The sequence below is a fragment of the Halomonas sp. KM007 genome, from assembly GCF_050709225.1.
GTDB classification, from domain to species: domain Bacteria; phylum Pseudomonadota; class Gammaproteobacteria; order Pseudomonadales; family Halomonadaceae; genus Vreelandella; species Vreelandella hamiltonii.
On sequence record NZ_CP136131.1, the window covers coordinates 2,151,686 to 2,173,514 of the forward strand.

Consider the following 21,829-nt stretch of genomic DNA (forward strand, 5'->3'; position numbering starts at 1 on the left):
ATCAGGCTCCACTTTTATTCAAAAAGGTCTCAGAAACTTGCTGTTTAAGCAAAATTAAAAACTGAATTGCCGACAAACCAATTCCCAATGGAATAAACGCAAAAACTATCCATTTACGTATACGAAAAGAACCCAGTGTGTTAATCCCATTTTCGTATAAGCGAAGAAGCTCCATCAAAGTTATGTAGAACACATAAATCATCACAACTGCTGATAGTGCATAGAGTATCACTCTCAGTTTATTAGCAAAGCCATGAGAAGAGAAATCAAGTATAATGGAAACGGCTATATGTCCATTTTCACGCGTTACTTCTGGCATTGCCAACATTAAAGAAGCACAAAAGAGGAAAGTAATAACATCGGGGGCCCATGATGTAGGAGAAGCAAAAAAGTATCGCATTACTATTTCTGTACAATAAAGTACAACAATTGATGCCAAAGCTAAAGAAGCTAAGATAAAGAAAGCTTTAGTTATACAGTCTACGATTTTTGTAAACATTATATTAAAACCCTATATGGCCGGAATTTTAATCCGGCCATATGATTAAAAGCTTGAATTAGTATGTCATATCAGCTGAAATAGCCATTTCACGCAGCAATCGAGCAGCATCACCACTTTGCTCTTCTGCAACTTTCCACACGCCTTCAGCCCATAGCTGCTCATGTGCATCCGCTTCAGATTGGCTAAAAGATGTGATCTCCATGCCATTCTCGATTAGGAACTCCTCCTCTTCTTGTTGTAAAACATCAAAATGCGATACCGAATCAATTTCAATTTGCTTTCCTGCCTCAATTAAAATCTCTTGAGCACTGCTATCCAACGAATTCCAACGGTCTAAGTTCATAAAAATCATGACACCTACCTGCCCAAATGCAGGAGCAGTCATATAATCAATGATTTCATGCCACTGTAAATCGCTTGCACCTGTTAGCCCCCAAGCAGCACCATCAACTACGCCCCTTTGCAGAGCAGTGTAGATGTCTGTGACAGGCATATTAACCTGAGATCCACCAAGCTCTTCAATCATCGACTGGTAAGATACAGTGCCTCTTATACGACGGCCATCTAGGCCAGGTTCATCTGTAATAGGATCACGCAAATAGAAGCGAAAACCCTTGGTTCCCGTAGAGGGTGCAGAAATAAGCTTTAACCCAAGCTCTTGGTAGTGTTCATCAATATAGTCAATTAAACCTTCTTCACGGCGTTTAACTGGATCAACATCAATAGCATCGAGAGATAGTCCAACAGCAGTAGTTCCAGAATGATACGCTGCATGAGTAAATAGCAGGTCAAATGCTCCAGCCTGCACAGGCTGTAGCTGCTCAAAAGGTGGAACAACATCAGGACCTTGGAAATTAATCTGAATATTACTTTCAGATATTTCATCCACCATTTCAATAAATGAAGGTCCAATTTCCCTATACCACGCAAAATTAGAAGGATACCCTGACAGCATATTTAATTGCTGAGCTTCAGCTTTAGATACTCCACCTAGGCCCGCAGTTGTAGTAACAGCTAAGGCAACTGCACAATGTTTCATTGTTTTTGAAAATGCACTCATGGAATTTCTCCTAATTGTATTTATATCTATTTTTCAAGCAAACTGGCAACAAAAACAGTATTAAATTCTCCAGACTTAAACTGTTCACTATTGATCAATTTGCTATGAAAGCTTGCTGTAGTTTTGACACCATCAACTTTCATTTCTGAAAGAGCTCTTGTCATCCTAACAATCGCTTCATTTCGATCATAACCCCAACAAATTAATTTTCCAATCATCGAATCATAATAAGGAGGTATTTTATAGCCACTTTCCAAATGGCTATCCATGCGAATACCAAATCCACCTGGTGGACGGTAATAAGAAATAGTACCTGGACAAGGCATAAACCCATTTTCAGGATCTTCTGCATTCAAACGACATTCTATAGCATGGCCATTCAAAACAATGTCTTTTTGTTTAATTTTCAACAGTTGATCATCAGCAATTTTAATTTGCTCTTTAATAATATCTATTCCTGTAATCATCTCTGAAACAGGGTGCTCAACCTGAACACGGGTATTCATTTCTATGAAATAAAATTTTCTATCAATATTATCAAAAACATACTCAACTGTACCTGCACTTTTATAATTAACTTTTTCTGCTAGGCGTACTGCTGACTTACAAAGGTCGTCGCGTTGCTTATCACTTAATACCGGAGAAGGCCCTTCTTCTACTAGTTTTTGATTACGTCTCTGAGCAGTACAATCACGCTCTCCCAAGTGAATACAGTTTTTCCCATCAGCAAGCAATTGAACTTCAATATGACGTATATCTGTTAAATATTTTTCAATGTAAACAGATGAGTCACCAAAAGCAACTTCTGCCTCAGACATTATTTCATTTAGGTCTTGCTCCAAAGTGTCTCCTGACTTGACAACCCTCATCCCACGACCGCCTCCGCCAGCAGAAGCCTTTATAAGTAGTGGGAAACCAATGCTCTCAGCTATTTCAAGAGCCTTTTTAAACTCCGTTACGACTCCATCAGAACCAGGTATAGTAGGTACAGAAGCTGAATCTGCTATTTTTCTAGCTTCTATTTTATCTCCCATCTTGCCAATGATCTCTGAAGATGGCCCGATAAAAACTATGCCATTTTCTTCACATTTTATAGCAAAATTAGCTTTCTCAGATAGAAACCCATACCCAGGATGAATAGCATCTACTCCAAATGATAAAGCAGCGCTAATTATTGCATCCTGATTTTGGTAACTTGCTTGGGCTGGAGCAGGGCCAATACAAATAGACTCATCAGCCAGCTTAACGGCCAAAGTATCTTTATCAGCTTCGGAATATACAGCTACACTTTTTACACCAAGCTCTTTACACGCTCTGACTATACGGAGCGAAATTTCGCCCCGGTTCGCAATCATGACACTTTTTATTTTGTTTAACATAAAATACCTATTTTTTTAGAAAAAATTTTATTCTTTCTCAATAAGCATAATGGGCTGACCAAACTCTACAGGCTGCTGGTCTTCAACATAAATTTCTTTGATTCGACCGTCCACTTTAGCTTCAAGATTATTCATTAATTTCATAACTTCAATAATACATACAATTGTCTTTGGAGTTACTTTCTGCCCCACTTCCACGAAAGCAGCAGCACCAGGTTTGGGCGACTTATAAAAAGTACCTACCATTGGCGCTGTAATTAAATGCTCGTTTTCACCAATAGAGATATCATCTTTCGAAGATGCTTTCGTTTCAGTGGGTGCTACGCTAACTGGCTCCTTAGCTTCTACCTCTTTTGTTTCATTGGCCTTACTAGGTACTACCGGTGTAGCTACCGGAGCTTCACTGACAGCTGAACGCTGTGTATTTTCATTACGACTAATAAAAAGCTCAAGTCCATTATATGAAAGTGACAGCTCTCGAATGTCACTGCTCTCTTTTACCCATTTTGTCAATTGCTTAAGATCGTTTAGGTTGATATTCAAATCATTCATTTTAAATCTCCTGTTTATGTGAAAATTAACGTGAAATTGAAACTTTAAAACTTCCAGTTGACAGGCTTACCTGCTTTTCATCTCCACTGGCAAGACCTTTAATAAAGGAGACTAATTCGCCATTGTAATCATCACCAGATTCTCCATTAGCAATAGCCTCTTTCATTCCATCAACTTGGTTTCCGGCAAACATAGCGCGTAACAACAGTTCATCTTTTGTTGCATTTGGATATTGTCCAGCCAGGTCTTTCATCATCGGCTTAGGAGAAGTTGGTTTCTCGCTAATTTCCGAGGAGCCATTATCAAGTATTTTCTTATATACATCTGAGTCTACTGGACCTAGCAAACGCCCATAATACCCAAGAACATATTTTTTAATCTCGTTTGGAACTGTCCCATAACGCTCCCCAGAAATAACATTCATTACTGCCTGAGTACCTACAAACTGGGCAAAAGGAGTAATCATAATAGGCCATGCGAGCTCTTTTCTTACTGTAGCAATTTCTTCTAGTAGCTCTTCATAACGATCTCCCAAACCCGCTGTTTCCAGCTGCGCATGAAAATTAGATAACATACCGCCTGGAAGCTGGTGCTTATAATGTAGTGGGTTGTATTCAGCAGGTTTGCCTTCGGGCTTGCCTTCTATTTCACAAATATTTTTGAAGTACTCACTAACTCCATCAATTTTTTTATCATCTACATTTACAACATAACCTAGTTCACGCAATGATTTTACAATTGTTTGCGTTGCCGGTTGAGCAGCGCCATTTGCTAAAGGTGCTATTGAAGTATGTAAAATATCACATCCTAACTCAACTGCCTCTAAATAAACTAGTGGGCATAGTGATGTAAGACAATGACTATGAAGCTCAAGTGGTAGGTCTCCAATCACCTCTTTAATTGCAGGTACCAATGTACGAATTCTTTCTGGCGTAAGAAGACCACCAGCATCTTTGAGCATGATTGCATCAACATTGGCTTTTTCAATAAGTTCAGTGGCCGTTTTTACAAACAGTTCATCTGTATGAACAGGACTTTCACAGAAAGAAAGAGCACCAAACGTATATGCTCCAAGTTCCTTAGCTCGTTTCAAACAACGAACAATATTTGATACGTCATTTAATCCATCAAAAGCTCCAATGACTCTGAATCCGTTATCATATAATTGATCAACCCACCCATCAATTACATCATCTGGTAGAAAATCGAATGCAGCAATATTTTTTGAACGAATCAGCGCGCGAAAATTAGTTTCTGGAGCAGCTTTATGTAACTCACGCACTCGCTCCCATGGATCTTCCTTTAAATAACGTACTGAAACATCAAACTGAATAGGGGCCATCATATCTATATGATGAAAGCCAATTTCATTCATTGTTTTTGCTATTCCTAGCATATGTTCAGTACGCATACGTGTTGCCCAAAGACTTTGGTGTGCATCACGAAAAGTTGTGTCAATAATCTTAATTTCTCTTCGACTATTTTTGGGGCGACCGCCCTCTCCAAAAACAGATGCGATACTTTTATGATTTTCATTCTTCATTACTTACGCCTCCTACCGGCGGTGCCTTGTATTATTCTCAGTAACTTGAAGGATGCATCTATATAAGCCATGTACGCCCAGTGAACACTTGTTCACTGGGCGAAATCAACCCTATCTTTTAGTATTAGCCTGAAAATTCTCAATCAACGTAGCGATACCCTGACCCACGCCTACGCACATGGTGCACAGTGCATAGCGCTTGCCGCTGTTTTGCAGCTCATGGGCGGCGGTCATTAATAGACGCGCACCGGACATTCCCAGCGGGTGACCCAGGGCAATCGCGCCGCCGTTGGGGTTCACGCGGGGGTCATCGTCTTTAAGGCCCAAATCGCGCATACAGGCTAACGCCTGGGCGGCAAAGGCTTCGTTGAACTCAAATACGTCGATATCATCCATGGAAATGCCGGTACGCTTAAGCAGCTTCTGCACGGCCGGTACCGGTCCGTAGCCCATGATGCGCGGCTCAACGCCTGCGGTGGCCATACCGATAATCTTCGCCATGGGTGTCAGGCCATGCTGTTTAACCGCTGCTTCGCTGGCGACCAGCATCGCCGCCGCGCCGTCGTTAACGCCCGAGGCGTTGCCTGCGGTAACGCTGCCGCCTTCACGGAACGGCGTGGGCAAGCCCGCGAGCTTCTCCAGGGTAGTTTCGCGAAGGTGCTCATCGGTATCAAAGATCAGCGGCTCCTGCTTGCGGCGCGGGATCTCAATGGCGGTGATCTCTTGGGCAAAGCGCCCGGCCTTTTGGGCGGCAGCGGCCTTCTGCTGGGAGCGCAGGGCAAAGGCGTCCTGATCTTCCCGGGAGATAGTGAACTGCTCGGCGACGTTCTCTGCCGTCTCCGGCATGGAATCAATGCCGTAAGCTTTCTTCATCAGCGGGTTGATAAGGCGCCAGCCAATGGTGGTGTCTTCAATTTTTTGTGTGCGGGCAAATGCGCTATCGGCCTTGCCCATCACATAGGGCGCGCGGGACATGGATTCCACGCCGCCCGCCAGCGCCAGTTCCATCTCACCGGCTTTAATGGCGCGAAACGCCGTGCCGACTGCGTCCATGCCTGAGCCACACAGACGGTTCATGGTGGTGCCGGGCACCGAGGTGGGAATGCCCGAGAGTAGCGACGACATGCGCGCCACGTTGCGGTTATCTTCACCGGCCTGGTTGGCGCATCCCATAAACACTTCTTCAATGGCCGCGGGGTCGAGATCCGGTGCTTCCGCCAGTACGGCTTTAAAGATGCTCGCGGCGAAATCGTCCGGGCGAACGCTGGCCAGGGTGCCGCCGAAACGACCCACCGCCGTGCGGCGGGGATGACAAAGAAAGACGTCTCTCATAACAACATCACTCATAACAGAATCCTTATGCGCCCGCGTGGGCCCGCTCGGTGCGCGCTTTTAGCTCACGCAGAATTTCAAGCTCATTGGCACTTGGTTCAGGCGTGCTTTCAAGCTGTTCGGCAAAGCGCACTTCCCAACCGGTCGCGTCAATGACGTCTTCGCGGGTTACGCCAGGGTGCAGCGATACCACCACCAGCTCTTTGGTGTCCGGGTCAGGCTTCATCACACACAGGTCGGTGATCACCCGGGTGGGGCCTTTGCCGATATTGGGCACGTTATCGCGCCCTTTGCCGTCGCGGCCAAAGCCTAGCGTGGTGACGAAGTCGACATCTTTTACAAAGGCGCGCTTGGAGTGCTTCAGGGTGATAAAGACTTCACCGGCGTTGGTGGCGATTTCCGGTGCACCACCGCCGCCCGGCAGGCGAACTTTAGGCGCTTTGTAATCACCAATCAGCGTGGTATTCAAATTAGCAAAGCGGTCGATTTGTGCGGTGCCTAAAAAGCCCACGCTCACTTTGCCGCCTTGCAGCCAGTAGCGGAACATTTCGGGCACCGCCACGGTGGTAAGCGCCGATTCGCACAGCTCACCATCGCCAATAGATAACGGCAGAATATCGGGCTTGGTCTGCAGCGTGCCGGACTCATAAATCAGCACCACATCCGGGGCGTGAGTAAGACGTGCCAGGTTGGCGGCTTCCGAGGGCAGGCCAATGCCCACAAAGCAGGTCATACCATTTTCCAGTGCCCGTGCAGCGGTGACCGACATCATTTCGGAAGAAGTGTATTCCAGACTCATTAGGCTTGGCCTCCCGCATTAAAGATGTTGTCGTCAAGCCACTGGTTGAAGGTGTCACGGTCGCGAGCGATGGCGTCCCACTCTTTATAGAAGCGGTTGCTGCGGTCGTAGTAGCCGTGGGTGTAGGAAGGCAGCGCGCCTTTCTCGGCGACCGCAATGGCGCTGATTGCCCAGCTGGGAATCACGCAGGCGTTGGGGTGAGCGTTGAGGTCATCGACGATCTCTTCCACAGTCACGATACTTTGCTTGGCCGCCAGCACTGCTTCTTTCTGCACGCCAACAATACCCTCTACCAACACGTTGCCATGGTGATCTGCCCGCTGGGCGTGGATGATCGAAACATCCGGGCGCACCGACGGCACGGCTGCCAAGCGCTCACCGGTAAACGGGCACTCAATGAATTTGATTTGATCGTTGACACTGGGCAGCTCGCTACCGATGTAGCCGCGAAAAACCGCCAGCGGCAGACCTGCAGCACCGGCTTCAAAAGCACAGGCCATGGCGGCGTGGCTATGCTCAAGAATCTCGATCTTGCACGGCCAACCTTTCTCAACCGCATCGCGCAGGCGGTGTAGCGAACCTACGCCAGGGTTGCCACCCCAGGAGAAGATGACTTTTTTCGCGCAACCCGCGCCGATCATTTGGTCGTAGATGATATCGGGAGTCATGCGGATCAGCGTCAGATCACGCTTTTGCTGGCGGATCACTTCGTGACCCGCGGCAAAGGGAATCAGGTGGGTAAAGCCTTCCATGGCCACGGTGGCGCCGTCTTGGACGTAGCGCGCTACCGCGCCATGCAAGCTGAGAAACTCGGCCATATATTCTCCAAATTTTCCATCACCTATGAATTTATTTGCAGAAATTTTTTAACATTCTGTTTTGTTCGCTAGGTGAACATTTTTTTTCTATGTGAACAATCTAGTTGCGATCATCCGATACGTCAACACGACTTTTTATTTCTCAAGCAATCCAATAATGTAATTAACTCATTATTTTCAACATCTTAAAAATTATTCAGGCCAATAAGACATATTTTTTCCACTACCAAAGTATTAATTACATATAGAAAAAATATCTTTTAGACTAATGGATAAGTTACATGGGAGGAAATATAAAGTATGAATCAAAAAGACTTTTGGCGTCGCTATAGGAAAAAGTGAATAAGATGAATGTGAAATTCAATAACAGTGAACTGCCGTATCAACTTCCACAATCTAGTTATATGAGGCCTGATTTAATTCTTGAAAATGTATTAACCGATTATTTGGAAGATGACAAATTGTGGGTGCCATCAACTTTAGAAAGCGTATCTTTTAAACCTTTACTTTTGCATGTTAGCTCTGGTTATTATGTTAATTTATTACGTGTTACGAAAAGTGGATTTCTTTCACGCCATCGCCACTCTGGAGATGTCCAGGCTTTCGTTTTAAAAGGCAAATGGCATTACTTGGAGCACGACTGGATTGCTGAAGGAAGAAGGCTCTTTTGCATATGAGCCACCTGGGGAAACACACACTCTATTTGTCCCAAGCGATGTTAAAGAAATGATTACATTATTTATCGTTAAAGGCGGTTATACTTATGTCGATGAACACGGAGAAGCTTGTGGCTATGAAGATGTTTTCACCAAGCTTGAAGCAACAAAGAAACATTATAACAATATTGGATTAGACATCGAAGAGCTGGAAAAAATAATTAGATAGTGAAAAAGAGCAGTAGGTGAAAAAGTAATGACCCCCAGGTTTTTGCACACTCTACGCTGCTAGGTTTTGTACGAAAAGTTAGCTCGCAGGCAGCGGTCTATGCATGCCACGCATACCATCGCCCTAAAGCTGCTTGCTAGCTTATCGTAGCGTGTGGCAATGCGGCGTAGCTCCTTTAGTCAGCTAAAACAGCGTTCTACCGCATTTCGTTGTCGATATTTAGGCTTATCAAACCGTCTAGGTAGACCTGGCCGCCTTCTTCGATACATGTTGCATTGAGCTATGACCGGCTTCATCCCGTGCCTATCGCAATAACGACGCAGCTCATCGCTGTCATAGCCTTTGTCAGCCACCATATAGCGACTACGTTTGCGCGGGCACCCTACGTTACCAGGCAGATAAACGCTCTCTAATGTCGAAATAAAGTGCCGAGAGTCTGCCTCTTGGCTGGGAAACAGCGTGAATGCCAGAGGCCAACCATGACGATCGCAAACCAAATGAATTTTGGTGGTTAACCCCCCGCGACTGCGGCCAAGGGCATGATCTAGCGGTTCTTCAGAGCCCCTTTTTGCCGCCTCCTGCGGCAGCACGGGTGGCACGAACCGATGTTGAATCAATCATCCACGTATCCAAATCCATCAGGCCGTCTTCACGTAACTTGAGCTGTAAGCGAGAAAGAATGGCCTCAAACGTGCCGTCATCTCGCCATTTGCGAAAGCGTTCATAAGCGGTAGACCAAGGACCGTAGCGCTCAGGCAGATCACGCCATTTAGCACCAGAGCACAGCACCCAGAAAATACCGTTGAGAACTTGCCGGTCATCTCGCCTAGGCCTCCCCATGAGCTGAGGTGGCGATACAATGTCTTCAATCTGTGCCCAGCCGTTATCAGAGACTTCATAACGTCCGACCATGACGGTTCTCCTATGCAGCTATCGCATAGGCAAATTTAGCAGATATGACTTTTCGGACAAAACCTATGGCTAACGTAACAATAGTGTAGGACTACCGCACATGTTGGACACTGGCAGGGGAAGGCTCAACACCATGTTCGCCGCTAAATTGGTGCAGTGTACGCAGTAAATGTACGGCGGCGGTGGGTGCATCAATGACGGGCAACGAAAGCTGTGTAGAAAACTGAGCCGCAAGCCCTGCAAGGGGGCCGCCCGCGAGAATGATGCTGCGGCACTCGCCTTGCGCCTCGACGCGTCGGCAAAGCGCTAGCAGCGCATCGGCCGTGACCAGCTGAATGTCTCCTGGTGCCTCGGGCAGTGGCATGTCGATGACATGAATGTCGCTGAGCAGATGCTGCATTCCGTAGCTCTCGACGACGGCACGCATTGAAGGCACGACCGCCGGGGCGAAGGAAACCATCGCAAAAGGGCCTCCCAACGCCGCAGCGGTCAGCAGCGCTGCGTGGCCGATGCCGACCACCGGGCAGGGCAAGAAGGCGCGCAGGGCATCCGCGCCGGTATCACCGAAAGACGCGACGATGACGCCATCCATGGGTTGCTCAATGCCGCGTACGGTATTGACGACGGCCTGCTCGGCACGGCGGGCATCGGCCTCATCCACAATCAGTGGCGGCGCCCCGATCGCTTCGACCGCCCATATCTCGTCGTCAGGAGCCGCGGCCAAACGAGCCGCCGCCGCGATATGGTGGGTAACGCTGGCAGACGAGTTGGGGTTGATGACGAGAAGTCGCATAACACAGTCCCTGTCGTATTAAAGAATGACCGACGGCAGCCACAGCGACAATGCCGGGAAGACGTTGATCAAGGCCAGCACCACGAGCATCGCGGCGAGGAACCACAGTAGCGCTGGGATGATGGCACCGATGCTGATTCGCGCAATAGAGCAGGTCACCAGCACCACGGAGGCAACGGGCGGCGTCTGCTGTCCAATACCCAGGTTGATGGTCACAATGAGCCCGAAGTGCACACGATCAATGCCCAACTGATCCGCGAGCGGCAGAAAGATAGGGACCAGCATCAAAATGGCCGGTGTGCCGTGAACGATGGTGCCTGCCAGCAGGAAGAACACATTGATCGCCAGCAGCACGACCCAGTAATTGTCAGAGATGCCCAGAATGCCTTCGGCGATTTCCTGGGGGATCCCCTGGTTGGTCAAGTACCAGCCCAGCAGCGTCGACGTCGCCACGATAAACATCAGCATGGCGCTACGCTTGCCTGCCACCCGCAAGGTGTCGAGCAGTGAGCGGAAGGTCAACGAGCGGTAATAGAGGGTGGCCAGCAATATGGCCCATAGCGCTGCCACGGCGCCTGCTTCTGTGGGGGTGAAAACGCCGCCCAGAATGCCGCCCAGGATCAGGATTGGCAGAGTGATCGGAATGATGGCTTCACGGCCGGTGCTGAGCACGTTCTTGAAGTCGAACTTACCCTCGATCGGATAGCCCTTGCGCACTGAAATAATATACGCGGTCATGATCAGCGCGAAGCAGACCACGAACCCCGGAATGATGCCGGCCGCAAAGAGCTGCGCGATAGACGTGTCAGACACGTAAGCATAAAGAATCAGGTTAAGGCTTGGCGGTACGATAATCGCCATGGTCGCGGAGGTGGCCGTCACGGCTGCTGCGAAGGCTACATCGTAGCCGCGCTTTTTCATCTGCGGGATCATCACCGAACCGATGGCTGCCGCATCCGATGTAGCCGTGCCAGAAATTTCAGAGAAAAACAGTGACGTGAGAATGTTGACGTGGGCCAGGCCGCCACGAATATGCCCGACCAACGAACTGGCAAAGTTAATAAGTCGCTCAGCAATGCGCCCCTGGTTCATGACTTCTCCAGCGATCATGAACAGCAGTGCCGCGACCAGCAGGTAATTGTTCGCCCCTCCGAAGGGCACCATGCCCATGATCTGAGGCATCACGTTGGGGTCGAGCATGATCATGACCATGGCGGTCACGCCCAGCACGAAAGCAATGGGCATCCCGGTGAAGAGGAACATCACCAGCATGATCAGAATCAGGTAGCCAGGATCCATGGGCATTAGTCGGTCTCCGGGTAGAGGTCAGTGGGATGGACTTTGCCGCTCACCAGGCCGATGAGTCGCCATGCCGAGATGATGGCAATCAGTGCAAAGCCAACCGGCATTGCCCAGCGGAATAGCGCCAGCGGCAGGTCGATCGAAATCAGCGAGCGCCCATGGAAACCAACGCTTGCGAAGGTGCCGTAGTAGAAAACGGCCACGGCAAACGCCAGCATGAAAGCGTGGTTGATACTCAATACGATGCGTTGCCATAGCATGGGCATCAGCCGCAGGACGCTGTCAAAGCCGAGGTGTTCGTTGATTTTGGTCAGGTAAGCAGCACCGATGAAGGTGAGGACTGCCAGCAGGTTGGCGGGCAGTTCCTCCCCCCATGACACCGACGAGTTGAGCACGAAGCGTGAAAATACGGCATAGTTGAGGAGTACCAGCAGGGTACCTGCCAACAGAATCACGACCGCATCCAGCAGCCGTAAGGTCCACTGTTCAACGAGGATAAAAACGGGCGGTGTCATGTTGGCTCCCTCAGCGGTCGCGCATGGCGTTTAACGTGGCATCGATCATGTCCTGGCCGATGGCGCTCACGAACACGGACTCCTCATACAACGGCAGCGACGCCTCTTGAAACGCGTCGAAATCGATAGTGTTAATGGTCAGATACTGCTCGAGCTCGGCCAATACTGACGCGTCTGCTTCATCGCCCCAATCGAACGTCCAAGCACTCATCTCCTGGGCCACTCGCTCAAGCACCTCAATATCCTCGGCGGCAAGGCGATTGAGGAAGGGTTCGCCGAAGACCAGGAAGGTCGGCAGATAAATGTGATTAGAGACTGACAGGTACTCTTGCACTTCGTAGAGGCGTGAAGACATGGCGACATGGGCAGGGTTTTCCTGACCGTCAATGACACCTTGATCGAGCGCGGAATACACCTCGCCAAACGCCAGCGGCGTGGCATTGGCCCCTAGCGCATTGAACATCGCTACCCGCTGGCGGCTGTTGGGAGTACGAATACGCAGGCCGTCGAGATCCTCGGGGGTGACGATGGGCCGCTGCTTGTTGGTGATGACTCGGAAGCCGTTATCCCACATCGCCAGCAAACGCATGCCCGTCCCATCGAAGCCGTCACGCAGCATGTCGCCGGCCTCGCTGTCGATGAAATGAGCCACATCATCGCGATTTTCAAATAGGTAAGGCAGGTCGAAGATAGACGTGCGTGGATTGAACTGTGTCACCGCCGACGCTGCGAGGGAGGCGTGGTGAGTCCCCATGCCAAGGCCCTGCAATACATCTTCTTCTGTACCTAGTGTGCCACCCATAAACAGCCGGACATTGAAACGGCCAGGTGCTTCTTCCTCCAGGCGATCGCTGAACTCTTCCAGAAAGATATGCGCAAACGAGCCCGTGGGCAGAGTGTTGTTGATCTGGATATCGATAGGATTGGCAAACGCGAGGGAGGAGGTGGTCAGGGCTAGCAAGGACGTGGCGGCAGCCCACGGTGTCAGAGCAAAGCGTCGAGTGTGGGTAAGCATAGGCATGAAGGTGACCTCTATGAATGTGGAAGCAGGAACGCACATCAAGAGAAATACATTTTTCATACCATGTTTTAGGGAAAAAATATTTTTCACCTTGTTTGGCAGCATGATAGCGATAGATTGGCCTGTCGCTGAGTCTTCAAGAGAGAGTGTTTGCGCTTGAGAACTGCACTACAGGTGAGCGCTATCGATGCGTGATGCACCAGACGCGGTCACTGTAGCTCGTCAAGCGCCTCATGGAGGGTTTCAATACTGGTCAGTCGGTGACGTCCTGCAGTACCTGACAGTTCGATGACCCGCGTGGCCAGAAAGTGACAGAGCGTCAGCACAGCCACATGATTGAATAAGGGCCCTGGCGCCGCCGTGCGACAGACGGTATGCCAGGTCACCTGAGTATTATGGGGGGCACTCTCATCCGTGATGTACAACACCCTGGCCTGGCTACCCGCTAACTGCGTCAGGATGCCATCCAGACCAGCGGTGCGACGTTTGAGGCCAAACAGAACAACACAGTCATCGGGCGCTATACTCACCAGGCTTTCGGCCAGCGTCTCGCCAGCACGCGGGAGCAGTGTGGTGTTTTCGATCACTTGCAGGATCTGCCAGTGGAGGTAAGCGGCAAAAGGATGGCTGCTACGAAACCCCAACACCCATACCCTGCGTGCGCTCAACAGCGCTTGTGCGACTTCGTCCAGTGTCGCCTGGGAGAAGTGCTGGCTAGCATGTTCAAGGTTCTTGACACCTTGATGGATATGACGATGCAGCAGGCTTTCGCCATGCAGATCATCGTGCCCGTCTACCCGCAGTAGTGCCGCCCCCGCTTCACGATTATCGCGCACATGCTGGCGCGCCTCTTCAAAAGAGCGATAGCCCAGTTTTTTGACGAAACGGGTAATCGTAGCGTTGGATACCCCTGCCAGGCCAGCGAGCTCGGTGGCGGTATAGCTCGCCAGCTCGCCTGGAAAGTTCAGTATGAACTCTGCCAGACGACGCTCGGTAGGGTGCAACGTTGGCAGCGCCGCTTTTACTAACGTTACAAAAGATGCTTTTCTTGCCGTCAACGTCGAGATCTCCATAGCGACCACCACTCGGCAAGTTAGCAAATGCAGGCAGGGCATTGCACCTGGTTTTTGGATCAATGGCTGTTTGTCTGTGAGAACTCATGGTCGATGTTGCGTCATTTGGCACCCTGAAGGCCCGAATCGCTTCAGAAGTTTTGGGGCTGAAGGTTGGTCACTTTTATAAAGGCACTTTTCATGCTTAGCCAGCGTGCGCTGTTATATCTAAACGAGGTGGTACGCCGTGGCTCATTGCGGAGGGCCGCCGCGCATATCAATGTGGATGCCTCTGCACTCAGCCGACAGTTGAAAGCCCTGGAGGAGGAGCTGGGTGTGCAGCTATGCGAGCGTCACGGTGGCGGCATGCGGGCTACCGAGGCAGGACGGCTGCTCATTCAACACTACCATGCTCAGCGGTTGTCGGAAGAGGCCGTGCTGTCCCAATTGATGGCCATTCAGGAAATGGCTCAAGGTGAAGTGCGCATTGCCGTCGGTGAAGGGTTTATCGCGGATTTGATTGCGGCGCCCCTGGGGGCGTTCATGTCGCGTTTTTCGGGTATCAAGGTGGAAATTCGCATGGCGGGCGTCAATGAAGCCATGACCCTGGTGAAGGAGATGGAAGTCGACCTGGCGTTACTCTATGCGCCCCCCGTAGACCCGCAGATACATTGCCATGTGGAAACGCGGCAGCCGCTGGACCTGATCGTGCCGCCAGAGCACCCCCTTGTGCGTCTGTCACGGGCTGCCCACCTGAGCGATATCGAGCCTTGGCCGTTGGCCCTGATGGATAACCCGTTTGGTATGCGCCAGATGGTCAATATGGTAGCCCATCAGGAACGCCGCTATCTGGATGCTCGCCTGCACACCAACTCAGTGTCGGTCCTCAAGAACTTCGTGCGTTCAGGCATCGGGGTGACTTTCATGCCTGAATTGACGGTTGCCGATGAAATAGCCAGAGGCGAGATCACTGCACTGCCCATGGCCTATCCGATCATGAGCGGTGCGCGGGCACAGATCGTGAGTCTGGAAGGCCGCCAGCTGACCGTCGCCGCGACTACTTGTGTCGAGCACCTGCGCCGGGGTATGCGTTTTTTCTCTGCCGATGCCCCTCGCTTGTGTTAACGGATGTGACGTCGCCAGCGGTTTTCGATGGTATCGAGCTCTGCCGGGCCGTAACGGGCGTGCGGGTGACCTCCATAATGAGCCCATAGCTGGTCACCCAGATCGAAGTGCCACCACTCGCTGGGCAAATTGGTGAAGCCTTGTTGGCGCATGGCATGGTAAAGCAGCCGACGGTTGTCGCGTACGTGCCTGTGCTCTGTGGATGACGTGTCGAGGTGCTCGTAGTGGTCGGTATGGGACGTGGGTACTGCTTCATCGAACAGCGTTCCCATGTCCAACGGGATGCCATCGTCATCGCAGAGTGTGACATCCACCGCACCTCCGGTGAGGTGGGGGCTAGGCGCAGCAGGGTCACGACTGGGCAAGGAAACGAATTCACGTGTTCGGGTCAGTAGCTCTGCCTCTTCTGCCTGAGGGTGCTGATGCCGAATCGCTTCATGCAGCGTATCGAACAGGTATTGCTGAACACGCCAGGGTCGCCATCCATCGAGCACCAGTAGCTTGATGCCCTCAGGGAGGGAGCGCGCCACGGCTAGCAAGGCTCGATATACCCCTTCACGTACGAAGCACTCAGGAATGGCGCCGGGAATACCCAAACGGGCGTAGGCGGGAAATACCATGATAGGGGAAGGTGCCAGGCTCATGGGAAGCAGTCGTTCGTGACACTCTTGAATAGCAATACGGCTGACGGTGCTCCAGTCGGGTGAGGGCTGACCGGGAATGGCCGTCAAGGCCGTCGAAGCAGTGGCTGAAGCAGTGGGCATCTCGGTTATCCAAGTAGTCTAGGCAGAAGTAACGTCAACGATGGGAAAAAAATCAGTAGCAGCAATACGGCAAGGGCAGTGAGCACGAAGGGCCAGATGGTTTTAAACAGCGAGACGATTTCCAGTCGGCTCACGGCGGCTGCCACAAAGACGCAGGCACCCATGGGTGGGGTGATGAGCGCAATCGTGATGTTCAGCGTGATGATGACCCCAAGGTGCACCGGATCGATACCGGCCATCATGGCGACGGGGGCAAAAATGGGTGTCAGCAACATGAGGGCAGACACTTCTTCCATGAACATGCCCGTCATGAAGGTGATGGCGCTGAGCAGCAGCAATATGATGATTGGGCTCTCCGTATAGGGGGCGAGCAGCATGACGAACTGCTGAGGCACCTGGGCGTAGGACAATAACCAACTGATCGTGGCCGAGGCGGCCATGATCAGGAAAATAGCCGAGGTCAAACGGGCGGTATCCTTGATGGCTTGCCAGCACTGAGTGATGCTCAGCCCGCCTAGCACGACACCGCACAGCGCCACGTAGAGCGCAGTGAGTGCTCCAGACTCCGTTGGAGTGACGATCCCCAGGACGATACCCGCCACAATGATCACCGGTGCGATGAGCGCTGGCAGCGCGACGAGCGTGGCCAGACCAATCGCTTTGACGCTGGGCAGTTTGCCGCTTTTCGGCAGGCCCACTTTCCAGGCGTACCAGGCGTTCATGCCCATGAAGGCGGCGCCGAGCAGCAGGCCTGGAATAATGCCCGCCAGGAATAGATCACCGACAGAAGTATTCGTTAGCGACGCATACAGGATCATGAAAATACTCGGAGGGATGATCGGCCCTATGAGCGAACTACCGGCGGTGAGGCCTGCGGCAAAGGCGCGTGAGTAGCCCTCTTTTTCCATGGCGGGGACCAACAGTGAACCAAGTGCCGAGGTATCCGCGACCGCAGAGCCATTGACGCCTGCAAAAAAGACGCTGGACACCACGTTGACATGCCCCATGCCTCCGCGTAGGTGGCCGACCAGCAAGCGGGCCAGCCCCATCAACCGCTCGGTCAGGCCGCTGGCATTCATCAGGTTTCCGGCCAGGATGAAAAGAGGAATGGCCATGAGAGAAAAGGCATTGATACCGCCAAAGAATTGCTGCGGCATCATGCGCGGGATCATGGTCGGGTCAACGAATAAAAAGCCGACCAGTGCCGTCGTGAGCAGCGCGATGAACAGCGGTAGCCCGAGCAGCACGTGTACCAGAAAGACGCCTAACATGGCCAGAATCATGACGGTTTCCCTGCATCAGTTTTCTTGTGGGTAGTGGGCTCCAGAAGGCCTGGCAGCGGCGCAGGCCCATACCAAAAGACGTGCCAGGCCAACAGCGAAAACCCAATCGGCATGGACATGAGTGGCAGGGTGCGGCTTACGCCTAACCCTGACGTCGTAAACATGCTGACCGACTGCGCATAGCGATAGCTTACCCAGGCAGCCCCTACGGCCACGCCCAGGGTCAACAGCCATTGATAGAGGTTGAGCAAACGTGCCAGTGGTGCAGGCAGTAGGCGCTCCATCAATGCGACACGCATATGGCTGCCTTCGACCCACACGGCCCCGGCAGCGATGAGTACCGTACCAATGATGAGAAAGCGGGAAAGTTCGTCAGTCCAGATGGGGGCACCACCGACGAAGTAGCGCATGATAACGCCATAAATGATGACCCCCAGGTTGGTGAGCAGCAGCAGGGCAGCCACCGTCAGGGAAAGCGGGCGGGTCACCGCCAGCATGCGAGTTCGAAGCGCGTGCATGAGAGTCTTGTCCGCAAGGTGAAGTCAGCGAGGACAACATGATCATTGTCCTCGCTGAGTGGATGAGCGCAGTACGAGAGGTTAGTCGAGCAGCTCTTCTTGCCCGACATCTTCCAGGGCCAGTGCTATCCAATGCTGGTCAATGCCTCGGTCGCTGAGCCATTCGAGGTAAGCGGGCTGACCAATTTCTCGAAAGGCCAGCAGCTCTTCCTCCGAGGGGCGAATGACTTCCATGCCTTGCTCTTCCAGGTAGGCAATGCGTTCTTCGACCTGGGCCTCATTATGTTCGCGAGCCTGCTGGTTGGCTTCCGCGACGGCTTCCAGGAAAGCGTTGCGCGTCTCCTCCTCCCAGCCCTCGATCATCTGGCCGTTACCCACCAGAAACTGATTGGAGTACTGGATGTTGGCCAGCGTGAGGTAGGTTTGTACCTCATGCAGGCTGCCCAGAATGATGTACATGGGGGGATTCATTTGGCCATCGACGACGCCCGTACGCAGCGCCATATAGACTTCAGTCCACGGGATGGGGGTGCCGGATGCGCCAAAGGCTTCGTACAGGGCGACCTGGCTGGGGTCCATGGCTCTAAAACGCAGACCTGCGAAGTCATCAGGGTGAGAGATAGGCGTCTTGTTGTTGGTAAAAGCTAGAAAGCCGCCCTCTTCAACGACCGCCAACATGTCGATGCCTGAACGCTCCTTGACGACTTTCTCGACTTCCTGCCAATAGCTGCCTTCATCGAAGAAGTCGCGTGCAGCATCGAAGTCATCGAATAGAAACGGGATGGCACTGACAAAAATTTCATCGGCAATCGGCGACACGCCTGCAAAGGACGCGATATTCAGCATGGGCGAGCTCATGGTCTGCTCCATGCGCTCCTGCTCTTCACCCAACATGCTATTGGGGTACAGGCGAAGCTGGATCTCACCATTGGTTTTCTCTTCGACCAGTGATTGCAGGTTGGTGGCAAACACATGCACCGCATTTTTATCGGGGTCCGGTGCACCGTTGTAACCCAGGTTGATGGTGGTTTGTGCCATGGCCTGTGTGGCCATCATGGCGCTACCCACCAGGCAGGCAGTGACTAGTGTTTTGATCGACTTGCGAGATGCATCAAACATCATGTTCGTCTCCTGTGTTCCCGTGCGAGATGACGACGGGAAGTTGTTGTGACGCTGTTTTTTTAATAAGTCATGAGCCGAGTAAACTGCTGTGAGTTGTCAGTTAAACGAACAGGCTGGCAGTCACGGGCCTCTCAAGCAGCGTAGAGGTTGTCGTGTTGACTATGCAATCCTGAAAGTGTTGTTTTAATTGCAACGAAAGAGTGCTCTTTCCACGCCTGGAGACAATTCTGGTGACGCCTATGACCCTTCTCGATAAACGGGCCTTCTACCTGTTGGAAAGCAGTCGCTGTGGGCATCTATAACGCTAAGCGACTTGACTGGTAGGAACGAGTACCAGAAAACGTTGGGGTTGTTGCATCAGCTGATGCCCAACAGCCAGCTTTGCGTCATGCCGACCAAAGGGCATTGCATTCACATGACCCACCCGGACGCCGTCGTCGAGCAGGTCATTCGCTGGCTGAACAAAGCTGCCTGAGCGATGGCCCAGGCGGCTTTGCCATCACTTGACGGGCTTGGACGCCGCCAGCGTGTAGAGGAATTCCAGCCCTAACGTGGCGGCGGCCAGCGAGGTAATGTCGCCGTGATCATAGGCCGGATTGACTTCCACCAGGTCCATGCCCACCAGCTCCATGCCGACCATGCCGCGCACCACCTTGAGCATCAGGTCCGTGGAGAGACCACCGCACACGGGGGTGCCGGTGCCGGGCGCAAAGGCCGGGTCGAGGCCGTCGATGTCCAGCGTCACGTAGGCGGGGTGATGACCTACCCGCACGCGAATGCGCTCCAGCACTGCCGCCGGGCCGTGGTCGTTCACCCAGTCGGCGTCCAGCACCTCGTAAGGGTGGTTGTGGCGGTCATAGCTGGTGCGAATACCAATCTGCAGTGAATGCTCCGGGACGACCAGGCCTTCCTTCAGTGCATGATGGAAGATGGTGCCGTGATCATAGCGTGTGCCTTGCTCGTAAGTATCGGTGTGGGCATCGAAATGAATCAGCGCCAGCGGGCCGTGTTCACGGGCATGGGCGCGCAGCAGCGGCAGGCTGATGTAGTGGTCGCCGCCCAGCGTGAGCATCTTTTTACCCGCTTTCAGCCAGCGCATGGCGTGGCTTTCCAGGTTGTCGATCAGGCTTTCTGGTTCGCCATAGGCGTAGTCCAGGTTGCCGGCATCGCACACCCGCAGGCGCTCTTCCAACGCAAAATCCCACGGCCAGCGCTTGCCTTCCCAAATCAGGTTGGCCGTGCTTTGGCGAATCGCATTAGGCCCCATGCGCGTGCCCGAGCGGCCTGAGCAGGCCAGATCAAACGGCACACCGCTGACCACGACCTCGGCGTCGGTCGCGCTTGGGTCGGTGGCTTTGGGTACCCCCATGAAGGTGGAGATGACGTCACCAAACAGGCTCGGCATGATCTGCGATGGGTTCACCTAATGTGTTCTCCTATCAGCGTGCAGCGGGGGAAACGTGGGTTCGCGAGGCGAGAAAGCGCGACGATAAGGAATTTTTGGCGATGAATGAAATGAATGTTTAGAATGAAATCATTCATCTTGTGGATAGTGAGCCCTCATGCGTTCGTTACGCCATTTTGACCTGAATTTGCTGCTCGTCTTCGAGATGCTGATGCGCGAGCGCCATGTCACCCGTGCGGCGGAAAAGCTCCATTTGAGCCAGCCCGCCCTGAGTCATGCGCTCAAGCGCCTGCGTGAAGCGCTGGATGACCCGCTGCTGGTGCGTTCCGGGCAAGGGCTGCAGCCGACCCCCCGTGCCTTGGCACTGTTGCCGGTCGTGCAGCAATCCCTGGCCGCCCTGCAGGCGGGTCTGGCGCCCCCCGCGACCTTTGCGGCCGCCACCAGTACGCGGCACTTCACCCTGGCCACCACGGATTATTTCGAGGAGGTCATGTACCCGGCGTTTTTGAGCCAGCTGCTGCGCAGTGCGCCCGGTCTCAGTTTTTCGATAGAGCTGATTACCCCCGACGTGCTGAACGAGGCGCTGGAGCAGCGCCAGGTGGATATGGTGGTGGGGCTGGATCGCCAATCGTCGCTGCCCAGTGGCGTGGTGCAAACCCCCTGGCTGCATGAGGAGCTGGTGTGCCTGGTGGCGCAGCACAACCCCCACGTGGGGGATGCGCTGGCGCTGGAGGTGTTTGCTCAGCTGGCGCACGTCGAATTGGCCGACATCAGCGGCTTGCTGCCTAGCCCCATCGAGAACTGCCTGGCTCAGCACGGGTTGACGCGCCGTGTCATCTCCAGAAACTTGAACTACATTGCCGCTGCCCGCGTGGTCGCCCTCACCGATGCCATCATGACCCTGCCACGCCAGATGGCCGAGCGCTTCGTGGCCATGCTGCCGGTACGCATGGTGACGCCGCCCGCTGCGCTGCCCGCCCTCACCATGACGCTGATCCAGCACAGTCTCTACGCCAATGCGCCTGCCAATGTCTGGCTTTACCAAGAACTCACCGCCTTTGCGGCGCAAGTCAGTCGGCACCGTGCCCCTGGCTAGCGTTTACGCCCTTGGTCGTGTGTGTGATGACGCCGCTTCAATAAACGCTGT

Annotated in this window: 23 protein-coding genes and 1 pseudogene; 5 read left to right on the forward strand and 19 right to left on the reverse strand. The window is 52.4% G+C overall.

Translation table 11 applies throughout. The features are described 5' to 3' along the window. Position 1: 1 nt before the first annotated feature. From RVM27_RS10130 to RVM27_RS10165, 8 genes are all read right to left on the reverse strand, one after another. Positions 2–499: a TRAP transporter small permease gene (locus RVM27_RS10130; protein WP_498956492.1), complete on the reverse strand. Its 498-nt coding sequence runs from the start codon at positions 497–499 to the stop codon at positions 2–4. 58 nt (positions 500–557) lie between these two features. Next, positions 558–1,562, reverse strand: a complete 1,005-nt coding sequence (gene dctP / locus RVM27_RS10135; protein ID WP_498956493.1) for a type 2 periplasmic-binding domain-containing protein — start codon at positions 1,560–1,562, stop codon at positions 558–560. A 26-nt stretch (positions 1,563–1,588) separates the two neighbouring features. Then, a complete protein-coding gene (gene accC, locus RVM27_RS10140) occupies positions 1,589–2,941 on the reverse strand; it encodes an acetyl-CoA carboxylase biotin carboxylase subunit (RefSeq protein ID WP_498956494.1) in 1,353 nt (450 codons plus the stop codon). A 27-nt stretch (positions 2,942–2,968) separates the two neighbouring features. After that, positions 2,969–3,493 (reverse strand): acetyl-CoA carboxylase biotin carboxyl carrier protein, encoded by a 525-nt coding sequence (gene accB / locus RVM27_RS10145; protein WP_498956495.1) that lies wholly within the window; start codon positions 3,491–3,493, stop codon positions 2,969–2,971. 25 nt (positions 3,494–3,518) lie between these two features. Then, a complete protein-coding gene (locus RVM27_RS10150) occupies positions 3,519–5,036 on the reverse strand; it encodes a pyruvate carboxylase subunit B (RefSeq protein WP_498956496.1) in 1,518 nt (505 codons plus the stop codon). Between the two features lie 111 nt (positions 5,037–5,147). Continuing rightward, positions 5,148–6,368: a thiolase family protein gene (gene pcaF, locus RVM27_RS10155; RefSeq protein ID WP_498957765.1), complete on the reverse strand. Its 1,221-nt coding sequence runs from the start codon at positions 6,366–6,368 to the stop codon at positions 5,148–5,150. 25 nt (positions 6,369–6,393) lie between these two features. Further along, positions 6,394–7,167, reverse strand: a complete 774-nt coding sequence (locus RVM27_RS10160; protein WP_498956497.1) for a CoA-transferase subunit beta — start codon at positions 7,165–7,167, stop codon at positions 6,394–6,396. Then, positions 7,167–7,985, reverse strand: a complete 819-nt coding sequence (locus RVM27_RS10165; RefSeq protein ID WP_498956498.1) for a CoA transferase subunit A — start codon at positions 7,983–7,985, stop codon at positions 7,167–7,169. Before RVM27_RS10165 ends, RVM27_RS10160 begins: the two co-directional genes overlap by 1 nt. A 347-nt stretch (positions 7,986–8,332) precedes the next feature. Here RVM27_RS10165 and RVM27_RS10170 point away from each other — a divergent pair, with 347 nt between their 5' ends. Beyond that, on the forward strand, positions 8,333–8,662 hold the full coding sequence (locus RVM27_RS10170) for a cupin domain-containing protein (protein ID WP_498956499.1): 330 nt from the start codon (positions 8,333–8,335) through the stop codon (positions 8,660–8,662). Further along, complete coding sequence (locus tag RVM27_RS10175; protein WP_498956500.1) at positions 8,631–8,870, forward strand: cupin domain-containing protein; 240 nt, start codon at positions 8,631–8,633, stop codon at positions 8,868–8,870. The genes RVM27_RS10170 and RVM27_RS10175 overlap by 32 nt, the downstream gene beginning before the upstream one ends. Before the next feature lie 59 nt (positions 8,871–8,929). Here the strand turns inward: RVM27_RS10175 and RVM27_RS10180 are convergent. The 6 genes and pseudogenes from RVM27_RS10180 to RVM27_RS10205 all read right to left on the reverse strand — a co-directional run bounded on the left by RVM27_RS10180 (position 8,930) and on the right by RVM27_RS10205 (position 14,486). Continuing rightward, positions 8,930–9,782 (reverse strand): annotated as a pseudogene (locus RVM27_RS10180) (IS5 family transposase). A 91-nt stretch (positions 9,783–9,873) separates the two neighbouring features. Then, a complete protein-coding gene (locus tag RVM27_RS10185; RefSeq protein ID WP_498956501.1) occupies positions 9,874–10,575 on the reverse strand; it encodes an aspartate/glutamate racemase family protein in 702 nt (233 codons plus the stop codon). Between the two features lie 18 nt (positions 10,576–10,593). Continuing rightward, entirely contained in the window at positions 10,594–11,880 is a 1,287-nt protein-coding gene (locus RVM27_RS10190; protein WP_287804509.1) for a TRAP transporter large permease, read from the reverse strand. Next, complete coding sequence (locus RVM27_RS10195; protein ID WP_498956502.1) at positions 11,880–12,392, reverse strand: TRAP transporter small permease; 513 nt, start codon at positions 12,390–12,392, stop codon at positions 11,880–11,882. The genes RVM27_RS10190 and RVM27_RS10195 overlap by 1 nt, the downstream gene beginning before the upstream one ends. A 10-nt stretch (positions 12,393–12,402) precedes the next feature. After that, positions 12,403–13,413 (reverse strand): TRAP transporter substrate-binding protein, encoded by a 1,011-nt coding sequence (locus RVM27_RS10200; protein ID WP_498956503.1) that lies wholly within the window; start codon positions 13,411–13,413, stop codon positions 12,403–12,405. 209 nt (positions 13,414–13,622) lie between these two features. After that, complete coding sequence (locus RVM27_RS10205) at positions 13,623–14,486, reverse strand: MurR/RpiR family transcriptional regulator (RefSeq protein ID WP_498956504.1); 864 nt, start codon at positions 14,484–14,486, stop codon at positions 13,623–13,625. 180 nt (positions 14,487–14,666) lie between these two features. On the opposite strand from RVM27_RS10205, the gene RVM27_RS10210 reads away from it, so the two are divergent. Beyond that, the gene (locus RVM27_RS10210; RefSeq protein WP_039174925.1) at positions 14,667–15,590 is read left to right on the forward strand and encodes a LysR family transcriptional regulator; all 924 of its coding nucleotides are present in this window, start codon (positions 14,667–14,669) and stop codon (positions 15,588–15,590) included. Here the strand turns inward: RVM27_RS10210 and RVM27_RS10215 are convergent. The 4 genes from RVM27_RS10215 to dctP (RVM27_RS10230) form a co-directional block, all read right to left on the reverse strand. Next, positions 15,587–16,354, reverse strand: coding sequence for a M15 family metallopeptidase (locus RVM27_RS10215; RefSeq protein ID WP_498956505.1), 768 nt, complete (start codon positions 16,352–16,354; stop codon positions 15,587–15,589). The genes RVM27_RS10210 and RVM27_RS10215 overlap by 4 nt on opposite strands. A 5-nt stretch (positions 16,355–16,359) precedes the next feature. Next, on the reverse strand, positions 16,360–17,637 hold the full coding sequence (locus tag RVM27_RS10220) for a TRAP transporter large permease (RefSeq protein WP_498956506.1): 1,278 nt from the start codon (positions 17,635–17,637) through the stop codon (positions 16,360–16,362). Further along, a complete protein-coding gene (locus RVM27_RS10225) occupies positions 17,634–18,155 on the reverse strand; it encodes a TRAP transporter small permease (protein ID WP_498956507.1) in 522 nt (173 codons plus the stop codon). The genes RVM27_RS10220 and RVM27_RS10225 overlap by 4 nt, the downstream gene beginning before the upstream one ends. An 81-nt stretch (positions 18,156–18,236) precedes the next feature. Continuing rightward, positions 18,237–19,277 (reverse strand): TRAP transporter substrate-binding protein DctP, encoded by a 1,041-nt coding sequence (dctP, locus tag RVM27_RS10230; RefSeq protein WP_498956508.1) that lies wholly within the window; start codon positions 19,275–19,277, stop codon positions 18,237–18,239. A gap of 313 nt (positions 19,278–19,590) precedes the next feature. Here dctP (RVM27_RS10230) and RVM27_RS10235 point away from each other — a divergent pair, with 313 nt between their 5' ends. Continuing rightward, on the forward strand, positions 19,591–19,752 hold the full coding sequence (locus RVM27_RS10235) for an alpha/beta fold hydrolase (RefSeq protein ID WP_498956509.1): 162 nt from the start codon (positions 19,591–19,593) through the stop codon (positions 19,750–19,752). 24 nt (positions 19,753–19,776) lie between these two features. Here the strand turns inward: RVM27_RS10235 and speB are convergent, their stop codons facing one another. Next, complete coding sequence (gene speB, locus RVM27_RS10240) at positions 19,777–20,682, reverse strand: agmatinase (RefSeq protein ID WP_498957766.1); 906 nt, start codon at positions 20,680–20,682, stop codon at positions 19,777–19,779. A 157-nt stretch (positions 20,683–20,839) separates the two neighbouring features. Between speB and RVM27_RS10245 the strand changes: the two genes are divergently transcribed. After that, positions 20,840–21,778: a LysR family transcriptional regulator gene (locus tag RVM27_RS10245; protein WP_498956510.1), complete on the forward strand. Its 939-nt coding sequence runs from the start codon at positions 20,840–20,842 to the stop codon at positions 21,776–21,778. Positions 21,779–21,829 lie beyond the last annotated feature (51 nt).